17 protein-coding genes are annotated in these 19,489 nt (G+C 44.0%); 16 read left to right on the top strand and 1 reads right to left on the bottom strand.

What is annotated here, in order from left to right; translation table 11 throughout:
* Window positions 1-32: 32 nt before the first annotated feature.
* From NQ541_RS07390 to NQ541_RS07330, 13 genes are all read left to right on the top strand, one after another.
* The gene (locus tag NQ541_RS07390) at window positions 33-3,326 is read left to right on the top strand and encodes a DUF5717 family protein (RefSeq protein ID WP_023922941.1); all 3,294 of its coding nucleotides are present in this window, start codon (window positions 33-35) and stop codon (window positions 3,324-3,326) included.
* 15 nt (window positions 3,327-3,341) lie between these two features.
* Entirely contained in the window at window positions 3,342-4,625 is a 1,284-nt protein-coding gene (locus NQ541_RS07385; RefSeq protein ID WP_005610964.1) for a DUF5716 family protein, read from the top strand.
* Window positions 4,600-5,367 (top strand): hypothetical protein, encoded by a 768-nt coding sequence (locus tag NQ541_RS07380; RefSeq protein ID WP_023922943.1) that lies wholly within the window; start codon window positions 4,600-4,602, stop codon window positions 5,365-5,367. Before NQ541_RS07385 ends, NQ541_RS07380 begins: the two co-directional genes overlap by 26 nt.
* Before the next feature lie 201 nt (window positions 5,368-5,568).
* On the top strand, window positions 5,569-6,387 hold the full coding sequence (locus NQ541_RS07375; RefSeq protein WP_044905637.1) for a transporter substrate-binding domain-containing protein: 819 nt from the start codon (window positions 5,569-5,571) through the stop codon (window positions 6,385-6,387).
* Window positions 6,388-6,412: 25 nt separating this feature from the next.
* On the top strand, window positions 6,413-7,099 hold the full coding sequence (locus tag NQ541_RS07370) for an amino acid ABC transporter permease (protein WP_005610974.1): 687 nt from the start codon (window positions 6,413-6,415) through the stop codon (window positions 7,097-7,099).
* 13 nt (window positions 7,100-7,112) lie between these two features.
* The gene (locus NQ541_RS07365) at window positions 7,113-7,901 is read left to right on the top strand and encodes an amino acid ABC transporter ATP-binding protein (protein WP_005610979.1); all 789 of its coding nucleotides are present in this window, start codon (window positions 7,113-7,115) and stop codon (window positions 7,899-7,901) included.
* Between the two features lies 1 nt (window position 7,902).
* Window positions 7,903-8,088 carry a hypothetical protein gene (locus NQ541_RS13165; RefSeq protein ID WP_081717118.1) on the top strand — a complete coding sequence of 62 codons (186 nt, stop codon included), beginning with the start codon at window positions 7,903-7,905 and terminating at the stop codon, window positions 8,086-8,088.
* A 177-nt stretch (window positions 8,089-8,265) separates the two neighbouring features.
* A complete protein-coding gene (purF, locus tag NQ541_RS07355) occupies window positions 8,266-9,693 on the top strand; it encodes an amidophosphoribosyltransferase (RefSeq protein ID WP_005609175.1) in 1,428 nt (475 codons plus the stop codon).
* Between the two features lie 28 nt (window positions 9,694-9,721).
* Window positions 9,722-11,155, top strand: a complete 1,434-nt coding sequence (gene purB / locus NQ541_RS07350) for an adenylosuccinate lyase (RefSeq protein ID WP_044939989.1) — start codon at window positions 9,722-9,724, stop codon at window positions 11,153-11,155.
* A gap of 123 nt (window positions 11,156-11,278) precedes the next feature.
* Window positions 11,279-11,848, top strand: a complete 570-nt coding sequence (locus NQ541_RS07345; protein WP_005609178.1) for a hypothetical protein — start codon at window positions 11,279-11,281, stop codon at window positions 11,846-11,848.
* Window positions 11,817-12,254 (top strand): hypothetical protein, encoded by a 438-nt coding sequence (locus NQ541_RS07340; RefSeq protein ID WP_049931128.1) that lies wholly within the window; start codon window positions 11,817-11,819, stop codon window positions 12,252-12,254. Before NQ541_RS07345 ends, NQ541_RS07340 begins: the two co-directional genes overlap by 32 nt.
* An 87-nt stretch (window positions 12,255-12,341) precedes the next feature.
* Complete coding sequence (gene gltX, locus NQ541_RS07335; protein WP_005609182.1) at window positions 12,342-13,799, top strand: glutamate--tRNA ligase; 1,458 nt, start codon at window positions 12,342-12,344, stop codon at window positions 13,797-13,799.
* Between the two features lie 13 nt (window positions 13,800-13,812).
* Window positions 13,813-15,642: an ATP-dependent helicase gene (locus NQ541_RS07330; protein ID WP_005609184.1), complete on the top strand. Its 1,830-nt coding sequence runs from the start codon at window positions 13,813-13,815 to the stop codon at window positions 15,640-15,642.
* A 2-nt stretch (window positions 15,643-15,644) separates the two neighbouring features.
* On the opposite strand, the gene NQ541_RS07325 is transcribed toward NQ541_RS07330, so the two are convergent.
* Window positions 15,645-15,947, bottom strand: coding sequence for a DUF1292 domain-containing protein (locus NQ541_RS07325; RefSeq protein ID WP_005609186.1), 303 nt, complete (start codon window positions 15,945-15,947; stop codon window positions 15,645-15,647).
* Between the two features lie 212 nt (window positions 15,948-16,159).
* Here NQ541_RS07325 and NQ541_RS07320 point away from each other — a divergent pair, with 212 nt between their 5' ends.
* The 3 genes from NQ541_RS07320 to NQ541_RS07310 are packed head-to-tail and all read left to right on the top strand — an operon-like array spanning window position 16,160 to window position 19,489.
* Complete coding sequence (locus NQ541_RS07320; protein WP_226978720.1) at window positions 16,160-17,143, top strand: substrate-binding domain-containing protein; 984 nt, start codon at window positions 16,160-16,162, stop codon at window positions 17,141-17,143.
* Between the two features lie 14 nt (window positions 17,144-17,157).
* Window positions 17,158-18,981, top strand: a complete 1,824-nt coding sequence (locus NQ541_RS07315; RefSeq protein ID WP_005609193.1) for a hypothetical protein — start codon at window positions 17,158-17,160, stop codon at window positions 18,979-18,981.
* On the top strand, window positions 18,941-19,489 hold the full coding sequence (locus NQ541_RS07310; RefSeq protein ID WP_005609194.1) for a DUF5662 family protein: 549 nt from the start codon (window positions 18,941-18,943) through the stop codon (window positions 19,487-19,489). Before NQ541_RS07315 ends, NQ541_RS07310 begins: the two co-directional genes overlap by 41 nt.

The raw sequence follows: 19,489 nt of genomic DNA, 5'->3' as shown, positions 1-19,489 counted from the left end.
GAGAGATTAAGTATTATGAGTAGGTGACCGATTTGAAAAATAAGATCAAGCGATTTGCAAAAGGGGATTTTCATATCCCACAGCCGGAGATTATATTTCCGGAGACGCATATCATTATGCGTGTCGGGGAAGGAGAAAAGTATCAGGGGAGTTTTTCCCTGCAGAATGAAGGAGAGGGGACGATCCGCGGCCTGGTGTATCCATCTTCTTACAGAATCCAGTGTGTGGAGCAGGGCTTTGACGGAAATCCGGTAAATATTTATTATACATATGACGGAAGGGGACTTGTTCCGGGACATGTCGAGCATGGTAAGTTCACGATCGTCTGCAATGGTGGTGAGTACGATATTGCATTTACTGCAATTATTGAAAAACCATTTGTCATGACCAGATATGGAAAGATCCAGAGTCTGGAAGACTTTAAAAAGCTTTCATACCGGGATGCGGCTGAAGCAGTCAAGCTGTTCCGATCCAGGGATTTTTATGAAATCCTCAAGTATGAGGATCAGAGAATCCAGGCACTTTATGATAATATGCGTAAATGGGAACTGGATCAGCATGCACTGGAGGAATTTCTTGTAGGCTGTAAGCAGAAAGAAAAGATCTTTCTGACGCTGGAAGAGGAGAGCAGGGCATTTATCTCGCTGATCGAGGATCGGAAAGAGACGTTTACCGTCAAAAAAAATACCTGGGGATTTCTCGAAGTGGATGTCCGGGCGGAGGGAGATTTCCTCTCAGTGGAGCATACACATCTGACGACGGAAGAGTTCATTGGAAATTCTTACAGATTGGAATATTTTATTACGATGGACAAGCTTCATAAAGGAAGCAATTTCGGACAGATCATCCTGGAAACTCCATACGAGACCCTGAATTATGAAGTTGTGGTTGAGAAAGATATCAGCCGTGATGAGGAGTACCGGGAGAATGACCGGGAGTTTGCAGGGATTCTGAAGAGCTTTTTGCAGTATGAGGGAGGCAGAGTGGATCTGGATACCTGGACAGAAGATGCACTTCGCAGAATTTCGCGTCTGCGGGAGCGGGATGGCAATAATGAGTTCTATCTGCTTGCTCATGCACATATCTGTCTGCTGGGACAGCGGATGGAAGAAGCAAAATGGCTGTTGGAGTCGTACAATTATAACCGTTTTGCGATCGGCAAAGATGTGGAGTTGAGTTCTTATTATCTGTATCTGACAACACTGCTGAGCAATGATTCGATCGGACAGCGACGGGTTGCCGAGGAACTTTCAAGATCCTTTATGAAGCATCCTTCAAGCTGGAAGATTTTGTGTATGCTGGTGGAAGTAGATTCAGAATATAAGATCTACAGCGAAAGACTGCGGGTTCTTGAAAAGCAGTTTGAGGATTACCGATCCCACAGTATCTGGTTCTATCTGCAGGCATTCCGCTGCTACAGAGAGAAAAGTTCCTCTCTGAAAAAGCTCGGGACTTTTGAAGTGCAGGTGCTTGCATTTGCAGTGAAATATAAGCTGATGACCAAAGAACTTGCACTGTATACCGCAAATCTGGCGAGTCAGATGAAATATTTTGATGCCCATTTGTATGAGGTTCTTGTCCGGTGTTATGAGATGTATGGGGAATCAATGATCCTGACTTCCATCTGTACACTTCTGATCAAAGGGAGCTGTACGGAACAGAAGTATTTCAAATGGTATGAAAAGGCAGTGGAGTCTGAACTGAAGATTGCACAGCTTTATGAATATTATATGGCATCTGCAGAACCGGCACAGTTCCACAAGCAGTTGCCAAGATCGGTCTATCTGTATTTTATGCATGGAAATTCCCTGGATTATCATAAATGTGCATTCCTGTATGCAAATCTGATCACATATGAAGACGAGGGCAGTGAGATCTATGCACATTACCGTGATGAGATGGAAGTTTTTGCATGGAATCAGTTGGAACGGAGAAATATCGACGAGGATCTCAGGATTATCTACAAGAGATTTCTTGTAGAAGATGAGATGAAACAGGAGCGGATCAAAGCCCTGTATGATATCTGTCACGCCTACTGGATCACGACGAAAGTTCCGAATATGAAGTTTATCCATGTCATTGCAGACGACGGAACTGTGACACAGAAAGTGCCGTATACAGAAAAGGGAGCGAGAGTGTTCCTGTATTCCAAGACGGACCGCCTGGTGTGGGAAGCGAAAGACGGACGCCATTATACAGATTCTATCCCGTATGACAGCAAAAGACTGTTCTATGAACTGCGTTATATGGATATGTGCAGAAAGTATCTGGGTGGACTGCTGAGGGGAAGACAGAATGCGGAAGAGGAAGAACTGACACTGGAAGTAGTAAAGGAAAAAGGGCTGGAAAATTATCCTGAGGATGAAATCTTTACACTGTGCAGTAAGACGATCCGGGAAAGCAATTATGAAAATGATGATTTCCTGACGTATGTATGCTATGACTTATTCCAGAAGAATCAGTATGATAAAGTAATCCTGACATATCTTGCAAATTATTTCTGCGGTGCAACAATGGAAATGAAGAATCTGTGGAAAGTTGCAAGGGATTATGAAGTGCATACGCATAAACTCGCAGAACGGATACTGACGCAGATGCTGTTTTCGGAGGAGCTGTTCCAGGAGGCACAGGTATTTGAGGCATATTACGAAGAAGGTGCATATTTCCGTCTGGAGCAGGCATATCTTGCCTATATTTCCAGGGAATATGTAGTCGAAGAGCGTAAGATCGGAAAGAATGTGATCGATGTCATCTGCCAGGAATATGAAAAGGGAGAACCAACGATCGATATCTGCAAGATTGCGGTACTGAAATATTATTCTACCCGTGAGTATGGAACGCAGATAAGGAAGACTCTGAAGAAGTTTCTTCAGGAACTCTGCGGCAAGCAGATCTATTTCCCGTTCTTCCTTTCTTATGAGAAAGAATGGCTTGTGGAACTTCAGCTCTGGGATAAGACGCTGATCGAATATAAAGGTCAGAAAGGCAGCCGTGTCATGCTTTATTACCAACTGCAGAAAGGCAGCAGAGAGGCAGCGGATTATTCGACAGAAGTGCTGTCTCCGATGTATGAGAATCTTTATGTGAAGAAGTTTGTATTATTTGCAAATGAACGGCTGAAATACTATTTTAAAGAGACGATCGACGGCAATTCTTACAGAAGTGAAAAAGAAATGTGTATGCGGGAGATCGAAAAAGGAGAGCCGGGCAGATACGGAAGGCTCAACGATATCCTTTTGGAAGAGGATAAAGAAGAACAGGAGAAGAAGATGCGGAGTTACGCGTTGGAAGATGCCGTGGCGAACCACATGTTCATCCAGTATTAAGGAGGAGCTAATTTCATGGGACAGGGCAGTATAATTGGCTATGAAATAAATGAAAAGACGTGTCAGATCAGCTACTACAGTGAGGAGCAGATGGAACCACAGACACTCGAAGTCGATGAAGATAATTTTCAGATCCCGCTGATCATAGGAAGACTTCGCGATACATGGGCATATGGAAAAGAAGCAAAAAGACTGGCAACGGTAAAAGAAGGATTTACCGTGACCAGGCTTTTGAACCGAAGCCTTGCAGGGGAAAAAATCGAGTTTGGCGAAGAGACGTATGATGCAGTATGGCTTCTGTCAAAGTTTATCCAGATGTCACTGCATGACTTCCCGGAGATAGAGGGAATCGTATTTACGGTTCCTGCATTGACAGAGGAACTGGCACAGATGCTCAGAGGGATCGCAGTCCGTATGAATATTGACAAGCGGCATATTTTTATTCAGGATTATAAGGAGAGCTTCTGTAATTACCTGTTCTATCAGCCCAAAGAGCTGTGGCAGTATGATGCGGCATTATTCTGCTGTGACAGAAATGAGATCAAAGCCTATATGCTCCGCAGACTTAAGCCGGGACTTGGAGGAGGAAAGACGACCTTTGTTACGGTGGATGAAGTCGCAAGTGCACATATGAAAGAACTTGCGATGGTGTATCCGGTTCTGAATGAGGATAAAGCAAAAGAAGCAGACTCCATGTTCTGCAAGTTTATTGAGAGCGTCTTTGACAAGCGGATCGTTTCTTCGGTTTTCCTGACGGGAGAAGGATTTGAGAATGAGTGGTATCCAAAGTCTTTGCGGGTGCTGTGCAATGGACGCAGGGCGTTTATAGGAAATAATCTTTACAGCAAAGGAGCATGCTACACTGCATACCGAAAGCTGTATATGCACATTGAAAATCCGGTTTACCTGTCAGAGGACAAACTGACAGATCAGATCACGGTGAATATGCGGGTTGACGGGCAGGAAATGTGGTATCCGCTGGTGTCCTGGGGGGCTCACTGGTATGAATCGAACAACCAGTGGGAAGTGATCCTTGAAGATGTGGAAGATATAGAATTTCATATTGAATCACTGGTACAGGGCAATCTTAAGACGGAAAAGATCTCTCTTGCAAAGTTCCCGAAACGTGCGGAATATTCAATGAGGCTTCAGATCGAAACGTTATTCCTGGATGAAAAGACCTGCAAGATCACAGTACGGGATGTCGGATTCGGAGATTTCTTCCTGCCGACAGATTTCCAGGAAGAGAAGATAATTCATTTAGGAGGTAATGATGGGAAATTTAATTCTTTGTCATGATAAGCATGCGACACATCCGTATGAGATTACAAGAATCCACTGCAGGATCTTTACCATGGAAGAACTGTGTTATTACCTCTGCAATAATCTGTATCTGATTGATTATACGATTATGAATGAACAGATTTGTAACTGGCTGGAAGAAGAAATCGGAATGAAAGATCTGGCTGACCAGCTCAGAGATGTCCTCAGACTTCGCGGTTCAGTAGAGAAATTTGTATTGACGATCCTGAAAGCATCCAGGATCTACAGAGATCCTGAGATGATCCGCATCCAGAATGTACTGGAGCATCTAAAGAATCAGAAGGATATCGAACGCCAGAAATATAAAGGGGACAATCTCCTTGAGAGTGGTGAGATAGAAGAAGCGATCCTTGTATATCAGGAGATCCTGAACCGGGAGAAAGATGAGAGCGTGGATGAAAAATTTTACGGAAAGATCTATGCTGGACTGGGAGCGGCATATGGAAGGCTGTTTCTCTATCAGGAATCGGCAAGAATGTATGACCGGGCTTATCAGATCTGTGAAGATCCGCAGCTTTTAAAACCGTATCTTTATGCTTCTTATAAATATATGTCTTTGGAGGAATATCATATTCTTCTGACAAAGCATGAAGAATATCTGGAGGTTAATGCACAGATGCGTCAGGAGATGGACGATATCCGTAAAAATCTTCAGGTAGAACCAAATCAGCAACTGGTTGAAAAGTGGAAGAGAAGGCACAGAAGAAGTCATACCTGATGGTATGGCTTCTTCCGGCGATACCACGGAAAGGCGACTGACAAAAAAGCCGGAAGCAGAACAGGAGACAGCAGAACAGGAAAAAGACTGTTTGACATCCGAATATGGCTATGTTAGAATACAACAGTGACTTTACCATGGTGCAGTGACTCATTGGTAGAGAATAGAAGTTGTAATAATTGCTGATGGAGGAATGAAATGATGAAAAAGAAAGTATTAAGTGTATTTTTGTGTGCAGGTCTTGCAGTATCCATGCTTGCAGGATGCGGTTCAGGAAATTCTGATACAAAAGATAAAAAGGATGCGGCAGCAGACAGTGATCTTGAGTATGTAAAAGACAAGGGAACCCTTGTTGTCGGCATTACAGATTTTGAGCCGATGGATTATAAAGATGATAATGGAAACTGGATCGGATTTGATGCAGATATGGCTTCAGCATTTGCAGAAGAATTAGGTGTGGATGTTGAATTTGTTGAGATCGACTGGGACAATAAAGTTCTGGAACTGGATGGAAAGTCCATTGACTGTGTATGGAATGGAATGACACTGACAGACGAAGTGACAAGTTCCATGGAATGTACGGATGCTTATCTGAACAATGCACAGGTGGTGGTTGTTCCGGCAGAAAAAGCTGACAAGTATCAGGATACGGACAGCCTGAAGGATTTAAGTTTTGCAGTTGAAGCAGGAAGTGCGGGAGAAAAGCAGGTCAGTAATCTGAACCTGAACTATACACCTGTAAATGCACAGGCAGATGCACTGATGGAAGTTGCAGCAGGGACATCTGATGCGGCAGTCATTGATTCTCTGATGGCAGCAGCCATGATCGGAAAGGGAACAGGTTATGCAGATCTTACTTATACAGTAAGTCTGAACAGTGAGGAGTATGGAGTCGGCTTCCGAAAAGGATCTGATCTTGCAGCCGAACTGAACAAATTTTTTGAAAAGAGTATGAAAGACGGTACAATGAAGACTTGTGCTGAAAAGTATAAAGTACAGGCGGCATTGATCGAAGAGTAAAAAATAAGGACGGAGCAGTACGGACATGGAACTTATAATGGAACAATTTCCTATCGTTATTCAATCGCTGAATGTTGGTTTTTTACAGACATTGAAGCTTTTCTTTGTGACGCTTTTGGGGGCATTGCCTCTTGGGCTGATCATTGCATTTGGCTCAATGTCGCATTTCCGGCCATTGAAATATATCACGAACATTATTGTATGGGTAGTCAGAGGAACGCCGCTGATGATCCAGATGCTGATTATTTATTATTTCCCGGGACTGGTATTGAATAATGTAGTCTGGGGAGGAGGAGAATCGGGGCGTTTTGTGGCGGCTTCCGTTGCATTTATCTTTAATTATGCCTGTTATTTTTCTGTTATTTACCGCGGTGGAATCCAGAGTGTACCACAGGGACAGACAGAGGCAGGACTTGTACTCGGAATGACGAAGAGCCAGATCTTCTTTAAAATTACATTAATGCAGATGATCAAGAGAATTGTTCCACCGATGTCGAATGAGATCATTACACTGGTAAAAGATACTTCACTTGCACGGATCATTGCATTGCAGGAGATCATCTGGGCGGGACAGTCTTTCCTGAAAGGATCTCAGGGAATTTCAGGAGCAATCTGGCCGATGTTCTTTGCAGCAGTCTACTATCTGGTATTTAACGGAATTCTGACCGTACTGTTGGGACGGTTAGAGAAAAAACTGGATTATTTCAGATAGAGGAGGTGCAGAAATGGCAATTTTGGAAGTAGAACATATCAATAAAAAATTTGATCGTACAGAGGTACTGAAAGATATCAGCTTTTCCCTGGAACAGGGACAGGTTCTTTCAATCATCGGGTCATCAGGTAGTGGAAAGACAACGCTGCTTCGTTGTCTGAATTTCCTTGAGACACCGGATGTGGGAATCATCCGGGTGAATGGGGAGACATTATTTGATGCAGGAAATGAAATGACGAAGCAGGAAAATGAAATACGGAAGAAGCGTCTTCATTTTGGACTGGTGTTCCAGTCATTTAATCTTTTCCCACAATATACAGCCCTGGAAAATGTCATGTTGGCAAAAGAACTGCTGGCGAAGGCACAGCCGGATTATAAGAAAAATAAAAAGAAGATCCACAGTGAGATTGAAAAGCTTGGAAGGAAGCTCCTGACGCAGATGGGACTGGCAGAGCGGATGGACAATTATCCGCATCAGTTGTCAGGCGGTCAGTGTCAGCGTGTGGCGATTGCAAGAGCATTAGCGATGAAACCGGATATTCTTTGTTTTGACGAGCCAACTTCTGCACTGGATCCGGAGCTGACAGGCGAAGTACTGAAGGTCATTAAAGGGCTGGCAGATCAGAGGACAACCATGATCATCGTGACGCATGAAATGGCATTTGCGAGAGACGTATCGGACCAGGTACTTTTTATGGACGGAGGAACGATCCTTGAGCAGGGAACGCCCGAAGAGGTTTTTGAACATCCAAAAGAGGAACGGACAAGACAGTTCCTGTCGAGATTTACAAAAGAACAATAAAATGATGTTGGGGTCAAAAGCCCCCAACAATGATGTCAACGGATTGTTTCGTGCTACGCACTCCCACAATCCTACCCACTATTCGCATATCATGGTGCTTACGCCCCACTTTTATGCTCATATCGGGGCGGGTCTCAAGGTCATTCTACCACCAGTGTGCAAGCACACGTGGTTTCAGACCTTTTGACCCTGACATCATAAAATGATTATAAGCGAATCTAATAGATAAGCGGATAATAAAATAATGAACAGATCAGAGTACAAGGCAGAGGGAATGTTGATTTTCCATCTGCCTTATATTATAATCGGATTGGTAACGCTAGATTGATCAGTGACAATATAGAGGATAAGGAGCAGAAACTACATGAGTGAATTTGAAAAAGCTGTGACGGGATTAGGCGAAGAGTGTGGTGTGTTCGGAGCCTATGATATGGATGGACATGATGTGGCAGCATCCATTTATTACGGACTTTTTGCCCTGCAGCACAGAGGACAGGAAAGCTGTGGTATTGCAGTGACGGATACTGCAGGAAAGAGAAAGGTATTGTCCAGAAAAGGGCTTGGTCATGTGAATGATGTCTTTGATGAAAAAGTACTTTCAGAACTGAAAGGAAATCTGGGAGTCGGACATGTGAGATATTCTACAGCAGGAGGAACCCGTGTGGAAAATGCCCAGCCGCTTGTAATCAATTACGTGAAAGGAACGCTGGCAATCGCACATAACGGGAATCTGGTCAATGCGATTGAACTGAGAAAAGAACTGGAATATACAGGTGCTATTTTTCAGACGACGATCGACTCGGAAGTGATCGCTTATCATATTGCAAGGGAGCGGCTGGAGGCTGCAACTGCGGAGGAGGCAGTGAGACTTGCGATGAAAAAGATCAAAGGTGCTTATGCACTGGTCGTGAGCAGTCCGAGGAAAATGATCGGAGCGAGAGATCCTTTCGGATTAAAGCCTTTATGTATAGGAAAAAGAGAAAATACATACTTCCTGGCATCAGAAAGCTGTGCAATCGCTGCAGTGGATGCAGAGTTTGTGCGGGATGTGCTTCCGGGAGAGATCGTAACGATCACGAAGGACGGAATCGCATCGGATATGAGTATGGCGATGCCGGCGGAGAAGCAGGCGAGATGTATTTTTGAATATATTTATTTTGCAAGGACAGATTCAACGATTGACGGTGTGAATGTCTATCATTCCAGGATCATTGCAGGAAAAGCACTGGCAGAGTCTTATCCGGTGGAGGCCGATCTGGTAGTCGGAGTTCCGGATTCGGGACTGGTAGCGGCAAAGGGATATTCCGAGCAGTCAGGAATCCCTTACGGAATGGCATTCCACAAGAACAGTTATGTTGGAAGAACCTTCATCAAGCCGAAGCAGAGTGACAGAGAGTCCAGTGTCAAGATTAAATTAAATGTGATCCCGGAAGTTGTAAAGGGAAAGAGGATCGTTATGGTAGATGATTCCATCGTCAGAGGAACGACCTGTGCGAATATCATCAAGATGCTGAAAAAGGCCGGAGCAACGGAAGTGCATGTAAGGATCAGTTCACCACCGTTCCTGCATCCATGTTATTTTGGAACCGATGTGCCGTCGAATGAGCAGCTAATTGCCCATTCCCATACACCGGAGCAGATCCGGGATATGATCGGGGCAGATTCCCTTGGATATATGGAGATAGAAAAACTGAAAAATATGGTTGGAGATCTTCATTTCTGTGATGCATGCTTTACAGGAAATTATCCGATGGAAGTACCGGGAGAAGATATCAGTCAGGCATTTGAATAAATTGAACAAAATAAAAGGAGATAGAATTATGAGTAATGACCGTTATGTAAGTCCACTTTCAGACCGTTATGCAAGCAAGGAGATGCAGTATATTTTTTCACCGGACAAAAAGTTCCGTACGTGGAGAAAGCTGTGGATCGCCCTTGCGGAGACTGAGAAAGAGCTTGGACTTCATATTACCGATGAGCAGATTGCAGAATTGAAAGAACATGCAGATGATATTAATTTTGATGTGGCAAAAGAACGGGAAAAGGTAGTCCGCCACGATGTTATGTCCCACGTGTATGCATATGGTGTGCAGTGTCCGAAAGCAAAGGGAATTATCCATCTTGGAGCAACTTCCTGCTATGTCGGGGACAATACGGATATTATTATCATGGCAGAGGCACTGAAGTTGATCCGTACGAAGCTGATCAATGTGATCGCAGAACTGGCAAAATTCGCAGATGCACAGAAAGCCCAGCCAACACTTGCATTTACCCATTTCCAGCCGGCACAGCCGACAACTGTAGGAAAAAGAGCGACGCTGTGGCTGCAGGAGTTTGAGATGGATCTGGAAGATCTGGAATATGTACTCGGTAGTCTGAAGCTTTTAGGCTCGAAAGGAACGACAGGAACGCAGGCAAGTTTCCTGGAACTCTTTGACGGAGATCAGGAGACCATCGATAAGATCGATCCGATGATCGCAGAAAAGATGGGATTTAAGGCCTGCTATCCGGTATCGGGACAAACGTATTCGAGAAAAGTAGATACAAGAGTGATGAATATCCTTGCAGGGATCGCAGCCAGTGCACATAAATTTTCAAATGATATCCGGCTTCTCCAGCATCTGAAAGAAGTGGAAGAACCATTTGAAAAGACACAGATCGGTTCCTCTGCAATGGCATATAAGAGAAACCCTATGAGAAGTGAAAGAATTGCATCCCTTTCAAGATACGTTATGATCGATGCACTGAATCCGGCGATCACGTCTGCGACGCAGTGGTTTGAGAGAACGCTGGATGATTCAGCAAATAAGCGTCTGAGTATTCCGGAAGGTTTCCTGGCAATTGACGGGATTCTGGATCTCTGTCTGAATGTAGTAGACGGACTTGTAGTTTATCCGAAGGTGATCGAGAAGCGTCTTATGTCAGAACTTCCATTCATGGCAACAGAAAATATCATGATGGATGCCGTAAAAGCCGGTGGAGACAGACAGGAACTGCATGAGAGAATCCGTGAGCTTTCCATGGAAGCAGGAAAGAATGTGAAGGAAAAAGGTCTTGATAATAATCTGCTGGAACTGATTGCAGCAGACCCGGCATTCAACCTGACACTGGAAGATCTGCAGAAGACAATGCAGCCGGAGAAGTATGTAGGACGTGCAAAAGAGCAGGTTGAAGCATATCTGACCAATGTGATCAACCCGTTGCTGGAAAAGAATCAGGAAGTGCTTGGCGTAAAAGCAGAGATTAATGTGTAAGCTAAAATCCTGAAAATGCAAAGGAATGTTGCAATTCGTTGCGACATTCCTTTTTCTTTGGTATCTTACTACAGTCGACAAGATATGATCGAACAGGAAAAGTGGTGAAAGGAAAAGAAAAATATGGGATTGAACGAAAGATTTTTGGAAAATGAACAGAATATCTCTGCCCTGAAAATACACAGGACAGGTATATCGGTGCTGCTTCTGATCTGTATGTGGATTTCCCTGCTCGACTGTGGGACTGTCAGGATCATGGATGTGAAGATGGCTGCATATGAAATGAAAGATATGCCCTCTGCCGTTGAGGCAGAAAAGGGGATTCTGACAGCAGGACGTTGTTATCCGGCATGGGAGAAAATGAAAGATTCTATGGTTACAGATAAAAAGATACTGCCGGCTGTCAGTCAGACTTTGGAGACTGTAGAAGCCGGAATAGAAAAGAACGTGACCGAAAAATCAGACAGTAGACTGACAAAAACTGTAACTACAGATACAGGAGATGCCGGAATCATAAAGAAAGTTGTTACAGGAAAGAAAAATACAGAAGTCTCTCTCCCGGCAGAGATTGTTCCACCTGCGACAGATGACAGCAATCGGATTGAAAATGACAGCGAAAAGCCGGAAATGATGCTTGTGACAGAAGATGGATTTATCATAGATGGGAACCATCACAGGTGTGGCAGATTATGAAAAGGCAGTAAAAGAAGGACGGCTTACTCTGCCATCGTCAGATCAATGCAGCAAAATTGCGGCAACCACGTTTACTGATGCACCGGACGGAATCCTGGAGATTGTGATTCCGGCAAATATTATTTTTATTGAAGAAGGAACTTTTGCTGATCTGAAGGATGTAGAATGGTATGAGACAGAACCGGACAATCCGGTGTATGTAAGCAGAGATGGAGTTTTATTTTCGGAACAGGAGACCTGCCTTTTCGCATTTCCTGCAGGAAGAACAGGGATTTATCCAATTCCTGAAAATGTGGTGCGTCTGGCAAAGGATGCTTTCAGTGAAAGCAGATTGTTCAAAGTGATCGGAATGAAAGAGCGTGGAATGGAACAGACAGATCTTCCAGATACACTGGTGGTTGAATAATCCTGCCGGTTGCGATATAATAATTCATTGTAGATCCGCATGTGCGGAGACCAGAGCTTAAGAAGAAAATGAATTGGAGAAGATAATATGAGTAAGAAAGTAAGAACGAGATTTGCACCAAGCCCGACAGGAAGGATGCATGTAGGTAATTTAAGAACTGCACTTTATGCATATCTGATCGCAAAGCATGAGGGTGGAGATTTTATCCTGCGTGTGGAAGATACAGATCAGGAGCGTTTCGTGGAAGGTGCTTTGGATATCATTTACAGGACACTTGCAAAGACAGGCCTTGTACATGATGAGGGACCGGATAAAGATGCCGGATATGGACCTTATGTACAAAGTGAGAGAAATGCGGCAGGTCTTTATCTGAAATATGCGAAGCAGCTTGTAGAGCAGGGAGATGCATATTATTGCTTTTGTGATAAGGAACGTCTGGAATCGCTGAAGACGACCGTTTCAGAATCAGGAACAGAGATTTCTGTTTATGATAAGCATTGCCTGAGCCTGAGCAAGGAGGAAGTAGAGGCAAATCTTGCAGCCGGTAAGCCATGGGTCATCCGTCTGAATGTGCCGAATGAAGGTACGACAACCTTCCATGATGAGATCTATGGAGATATCACTGTACCGAATGCAGAACTGGATGATATGATCCTGATCAAGTCAGATGGGTATCCGACGTACAATTTTGCAAATGTAATTGACGATCATCTGATGGAGATCACGCATGTTGTCAGAGGGAATGAGTACCTTTCTTCAGCACCGAAATATAACCGTCTGTATGATGCATTTGGATGGGAAGTTCCGGTTTATGTTCATTGCCCGCTGATCACAGATGAGAACCATAAGAAGTTAAGTAAACGCTGTGGACATTCCTCTTATGAAGATCTGATCGAACAGGGATTTGTGTCAGAGGCTGTTGTCAACTACGTGGCACTGCTTGGATGGTGTCCTTCTGACAACCGGGAGATCTTCTCTCTGGAAGAGCTGGTAGAGGCATTTGATTATCATCATATGAATAAATCACCTGCAGTGTTCGATGTAGTGAAGCTGAAATGGATGAATGGTGAGTATCTGAAAGCAATGGATTTCGACAAATTCTTCGAGCTTGCAAAGCCGTATATCAGTGAAACTGTGACAAAGGATTATGATCTGAAAAAGATTGCAGCCCTGGTTAAGACGAGAATCGAGATCCTTCCGGATATTAAGGAGCAGATTGATTTCTTTGAAGAACTTCCGGATTATGATATTGCACTTTATACGCACAAAAAGATGAAAACGGATGCAGAGAAGTCACTTGCACTTCTGCAGGAGGTACTCCCGGTTCTTGAAGCACAGGAAGATTTCAGCAATGATGCACTTTTCGAGACATTAAAAGGTTTTGCAGCGGAAAAAGGATATAAGGTCGGTTATGTTATGTGGCCGCTGAGAACAGCCGTATCAGGAAAGCAGAGTACCCCGGGTGGTGCTACAGAGCTGATGGAAGTTTTCGGCAAAGAGGAGTCTCTGAGAAGAATCCGCCTTGGAATTGAGAAGCTTCAGTAGCAGGAAGGAAAGAATGGGGTTAAACGAAGCACAGAAAGATGCAGTTCTTCATAAAGACGGTCCCTGCCTGGTATTGGCAGGACCGGGATCAGGGAAGACGCTTACGATCGTGAACAGAGTAAAATATTTGATTGAAGGATATAAAGTAAGACCAGAAGAAATTCTGGTCGTTACTTTTACCCGTTTTGCAGCGGCGGAGATGAGATCCCGCCTCTGTTCACTTATGGGAAAAGAGAGACTTCCGGTGACGATCGGGACATTTCATGGGATTTATTATGGAATCCTTCGATGGACTTACCGGATCGGACAGAAGAATCTGCTCTCGGATAATGAAAAATATCAGATCCTCAGGCAGGTGATCAGGCATCAGAAACTGGAGATTTTTGATGAGGGGGATTTCCTGAAAGATATCGCTTTTGAGATCGGAAAGATTAAAAATCAGAGGATCAGACCGGAAGAGTTCATTTCAGAAAAATGCGAGGCTGCTGTGTTCCGGCAGATTTACAGAGAGTATGAAGAGCAGAGAAAAAGACGGAGAAAGATCGATTTTGATGATATGCTGGTACTTTGCTTTCAGCTTTTCCTTTCCAGACCGGATGTATTGAGAGGATGGCAGAAAAAGTTCCGTTATATTCTGATTGATGAGTTCCAGGATATCAATCAGATCCAGTATGACGTGATCCGTATGCTGGCATTGCCTGAAAGAAATCTTTTTGCAGTAGGGGACGATGATCAGGCAATTTATGGGTTTCGTGGTGCGGATTCAGAATTGATGCTCCGGTTTAAAAAAGATTTCCCGGACGCCAGTCAGATCCTGTTGGGGGTAAACTATCGTTCTACTTCCAATATTGTGACCAATTCCCTGAAAGTGATCATGCATAATACCAGACGGTATGAGAAGGAATTAAAGGCGGAACGTAAAGGTGGCCCGTGTCTGCATATCCAGGAAGTAAAGGATGTAAATGAAGAGGCAGAATATATTGCAGGAGAAATTGAAAAAAGCATCAGAAGCGGAACAAAGGCAGAGGACATTGCGGTGCTTTTCCGGACGCATACAGATGCAAGACCGGTTGTAGAAGCTCTGCTTGCCAGGAAACTCCCATTTGAGATGAAAGAGCATCTGCCTAATCTTTACGAACATTTTATAGCAAAAGATATTCAGGCGTATTTCCGGCTTGCAATGAAATGTGCAGGACGGCAGGATCTGCTACAGGTAATGAACCGCCCGAAACGTTATCTTTCCAGAGACAGTCTGCAGGGAAAGAGGGCATCTTTCGAGATACTGCGGGACTATTATCGGGATAAAGACTGGATGACAGACCGGATTGATCAGTTTGAATGGGACGTAAAAATGATGGAGAAAATGACTCCTTATGCTGCAATTACTTATCTGCGGAAAAGGGTTGGATATGATGAATATCTGAAAGAGTATTGTATTTCCCGTCATTTGAAAATTACGGACCTGAGCGAGATCCTTTCGGAGCTGGAAGAGGCAGCAAAACCATATGAGACAATGGAAGAGTGGTTTTCACATATTGAAGAATATACAGAAGCATTAAAGAAACGGGAAACGGGAAGGAATACGCCGGAGAAAGGCATCCGTCTGATGACGATCCATGCAGCCAAAGGACTGGAATTTGATACTGTGTTTGTGATACAGGCAAATGAAGGGCGGATTCCATACAAAAAGGCAGAGAAAGCCGAAGAGATAGAGGAAGAACGACGGCTTTTTTATGTGGCAATGACGAGGGCAAAGAACCGGCTGGTGTTCAGTTACGTGAAAATAAAAGGCGGGAAAGAAATCCTTCCTTCCCGCTTTGTGGACGAATTGTTGGAAAAATAAGCTTAATCCATGTCGTCCAGGTCGATATCACCGAAGTCCTGAGCGTCTGCCCATGCATTAAATGCATCAGAAACTGCTTCAAATTCCACATCAGCTTCGATATTTTCAAGACCAGGTTCTTCATCACCGTGATCGATGAAACGGTATAAATATACCGATCCATCTTCATCAGAGGCCTCATCAAAAAGAGGGTACAGGGCAATATACTGCTGTCCCTGAACTTCAAAAATGGTGATGACTTCACATTCAAGTTCTTCGTTATTCTCAAGGGTGAGTGTAACGGTGAGTACTTCGTTCTCGTTCATGGTTCCTCTCCTTTATATAATGAAATATTCTTTATGTGACCTGTTGGAGGATCACTGTTAAATAAAATGGTAGCAAAAAGCAGGGAAAATTGCAAGGAAAAGAAGCAGAAATCCGAAAAGAGTAACGGTTGACATTCGGAAGAAACCGGGTAGAATGGAAGAAGAGATAGCAAAAGAAATAGGGAAGGAACTGTAATATGAGAAAAAAAATTATGATATACATACTGATGGCAGTCGGTACACTTTTTCTGCTGACAGGATGTAAAAAAAATGTAGGGACACCGGAAGATAATGCAGTGACAGATGAGAGCGATGATAAGAAAGAAGATACGGATCAGGAGAAAAAAGTCTTCGGTTTCTGCGGGATCGATATGTCGAATCCGTTTTATGCAACACTGAAAGATTCAGTTCAGTCGGCATTGGAAGAACAGGGAGATAAGCTGCTCATAAAGGATCCGGCAGGAGATGCAGAGCGGCAGAATACTCAGATACAGGAACTGATCGAAGAAGATGTGGATGCTGTTTTTCTCTGCCCGGTGGACTGGAAGAAGATCGAACCGGCACTGGATGCTCTGGAGGAGGCTGATATTCCGGTGATCAACCTGGATACGAAAGTTTATGAGAGCGGAAAAGTGGCTGCGTTTGTTGGTTCTGATAACCGGAATGCGGGGTATGTATGCGGAGAGGATCTGGTAGAAAGAAAGCCGGACGGCGGACAGGTTGTGATTGTGGAAAATCTGAATGTCAATTCTGTATGTGAAAGGATCACGGGTTTTGAAGAGGCTGTGTCAAAAGGAGCATTTGAGGTTGTTAAGCGGATTCAGACAGGAAATGATGTCTCAGGTCTGAAGCAGCAGGTGGCACAGGTGCTGGCACAGAATCCAGATCTGGATGCGATCATGTGCGGAGATGATCAGATGGCAGAACAGGTGCGGGAGGCAATTACAGAAGCCGGACAGGAAAAGGTTTATGTATACAGTGTGGATGGTTCTCCGGCATCAAAAAAAGCACTGGTGGAGCATACAGGCGGAATGATGGGAATCGGGGCTCAGTCACCAATCAATCTTGGGAAAAAAGCGGTCAAAATTGCCAATGCAGTATTGAACGGGGAGGATTATGAGAAAGAGACTTATGAGGAGACGTTCTTTATAAATCGAGATAATGTTGAAATGTATGGAACGGACGGCTGGCAATAAGAAAGGAATAGAGTATGGAATGCGTGAAAGGAAGACCACAGCCTTTTGGGGTGGAGATCAGAAAGGATCATATTAATTTTGCAGTGCAGGTTCCGACAGGGAAGAAGTGCGAACTTCTGCTGTATAAAAAAGGAAGTATGAATCCGAAGTACAGGTTTGAAATGCCGGAAGAAAAGGGGATCGGAGAGGTACGGTTTCTTGCTTTGCAGGGATTAGATACGGAAAAATATGAATACAATTTTCAGATTGATGAAAGGGTGTGGATAGATCCTTACGTGAGAGAACTTGCCGGGACAAAGAAGTTCGGAGTCAGAATGGATGTGCAGAAGCATCAGGCACGAGGCAAATTTGTCCGGGATGCTTATGACTGGGAAGATGACAAAAGACCACATCTTGCGTGGAATGATGTGATTGCATACAGTCTGCATATACGTGGATTTACAAAGCACAGTTCTTCCCATGCAGTACATAAGGGAACCTATCTCGGTATCGTAGAAAAGATTCCTTATCTGCTACAGCTTGGTATTAATCAGATTCAGTGTATGCCGGTTTATGAATTTGATGAGTATGTGCAGAATAAGATCAATTTCTGGGGGTATGGAAAGGGATTTTATTTTGCTCCAAAAAGTTCCTACGCATCAGGCAGCAGTGCGGTGAAAGAGTTGAAAGATATGGTAAAGGCATGCCATCGGGCAGGGATTGAAGTAGTTCTGGAGATGCCGTTTGAAGCGGGAATTTCTGCACAGAAAGCGATGGAATGTCTGAAATTTTATCTGCTGGAATATCATGTGGACGGATTTGTGGTGAATCCCTATAATGTTCCGTGGGACGAACTGAATGCGGATCCACTTTTAAAAGAAGTAAAGATCATGAAAAAAGAAGAAGGATTCCAGACGATCATGCGTCGTTTCCTTAAAGGAGATGAAAATATGATTCGTGATGTCATGTGGGCGTTGAAGCATAATTCGTCCGCTGACGGGGTCTGCAATTCCATCACGGCACAGACGGGATTTACGTTATGGGATTTGGTTTCCTACGATGGAAAGCATAATGAGGAAAATGGAGAACGCAATCAGGACGGGCCGGATTATAATTATAGCTGGAACTGTGGTGCAGAAGGACCGAGCAGAAAAAAGAACATTATCAGACTGCGGAAAAACCAGGTAAAAAATGCCTATATGCTGCTCCTTACAGCACAGGGAACGCCATGTCTGCTGGCAGGGGATGAATTTTATAATTCGCAGAAAGGAAATAATAATGCCTATTGTCAGGACAATCCGGTTGGCTGGGTAAACTGGAGCCAGTGGAAAGAAGATGATCCGCTTTATCTCTATGTGCAGCAGTTGATCCGCTTCCGTAAGGAACATGCCTGTCTGCATCAGAAAGAAGAACTCAGAGGGATTGACCGTACCTCCTGCGGAATGCCGGATGTATCCTATCATGGAGAAAATGCATGGCAGGCAAAGGCAGAAGTTGCAAGCCGTCAGCTCGGGGTCATGTATGCGGCAGTGAAGGGAGAGGACGAATTATGTTTTCTGGCATATAATATGCATTGGGAAGTACATAAATTTGCACTTCCATCTGCCGGAAAGGGAAGAGAGTGGCTGCTTGCGGCTGATACGGAACAGGGAATGCTGACAGAAGCCGGCAGGATGGAAGATCAGAAAGAAATAGAGCTGGGAGCAAGGAGTATTGCCATTTTGATCAACCGGAAAATTTCAGGAATGACGGCAGGAAAGATTGTAGGGAAAGCAGTCAGAAAGACAGTAGAAAATAAGGTGAAAGGTGAAATGAAAGATGAAAGCGATCCGGCATTTTCAGACCATTACAAAGCATAAGATCTATGTGATGAGAGAATGTTTCCGTGTAGGACTGTACAGGCAGGGATTATTGCATGATCTGTCGAAATACAGTTGGACAGAATTTCGGATCGGGTGCAGATATTACCAGGGAACACGAAGCCCGAACAATGCAGAGCGGGAAGAAAAAGGATATTCATCTGCATGGCTGCATCATAAGGGAAGAAATAAGCATCATTACGAATACTGGATCGATTATAATGTCAATGCGGGAAAGGACGGAAGGATTCTGACCGGCATGAAGATGCCGGTCAGATATGTTGTGGAGATGTTCCTTGACCGGATTGCTGCAAGTAAAGTATATATTGGCGAGGCGTATAATGATTCAGATCCACTTCGGTATTATGAAAATGGAAGAGCAGGAGAACTGATGCATCCTGAGACAAGAGCATTGCTGGAAAAACTTCTGCATATGCTTGCAGAAAAGGGAGAAGAAGAAACTTACCGGTACATCCGCAGGGAAGTACTCAGAAAGAAAGAAGGCTGA

Source organism: [Ruminococcus] lactaris ATCC 29176 (assembly GCF_025152405.1).
Taxonomy (GTDB): domain Bacteria; phylum Bacillota; class Clostridia; order Lachnospirales; family Lachnospiraceae; genus Mediterraneibacter; species Mediterraneibacter lactaris.
This window is presented reverse-complemented; position numbering and strand designations above follow the sequence as displayed.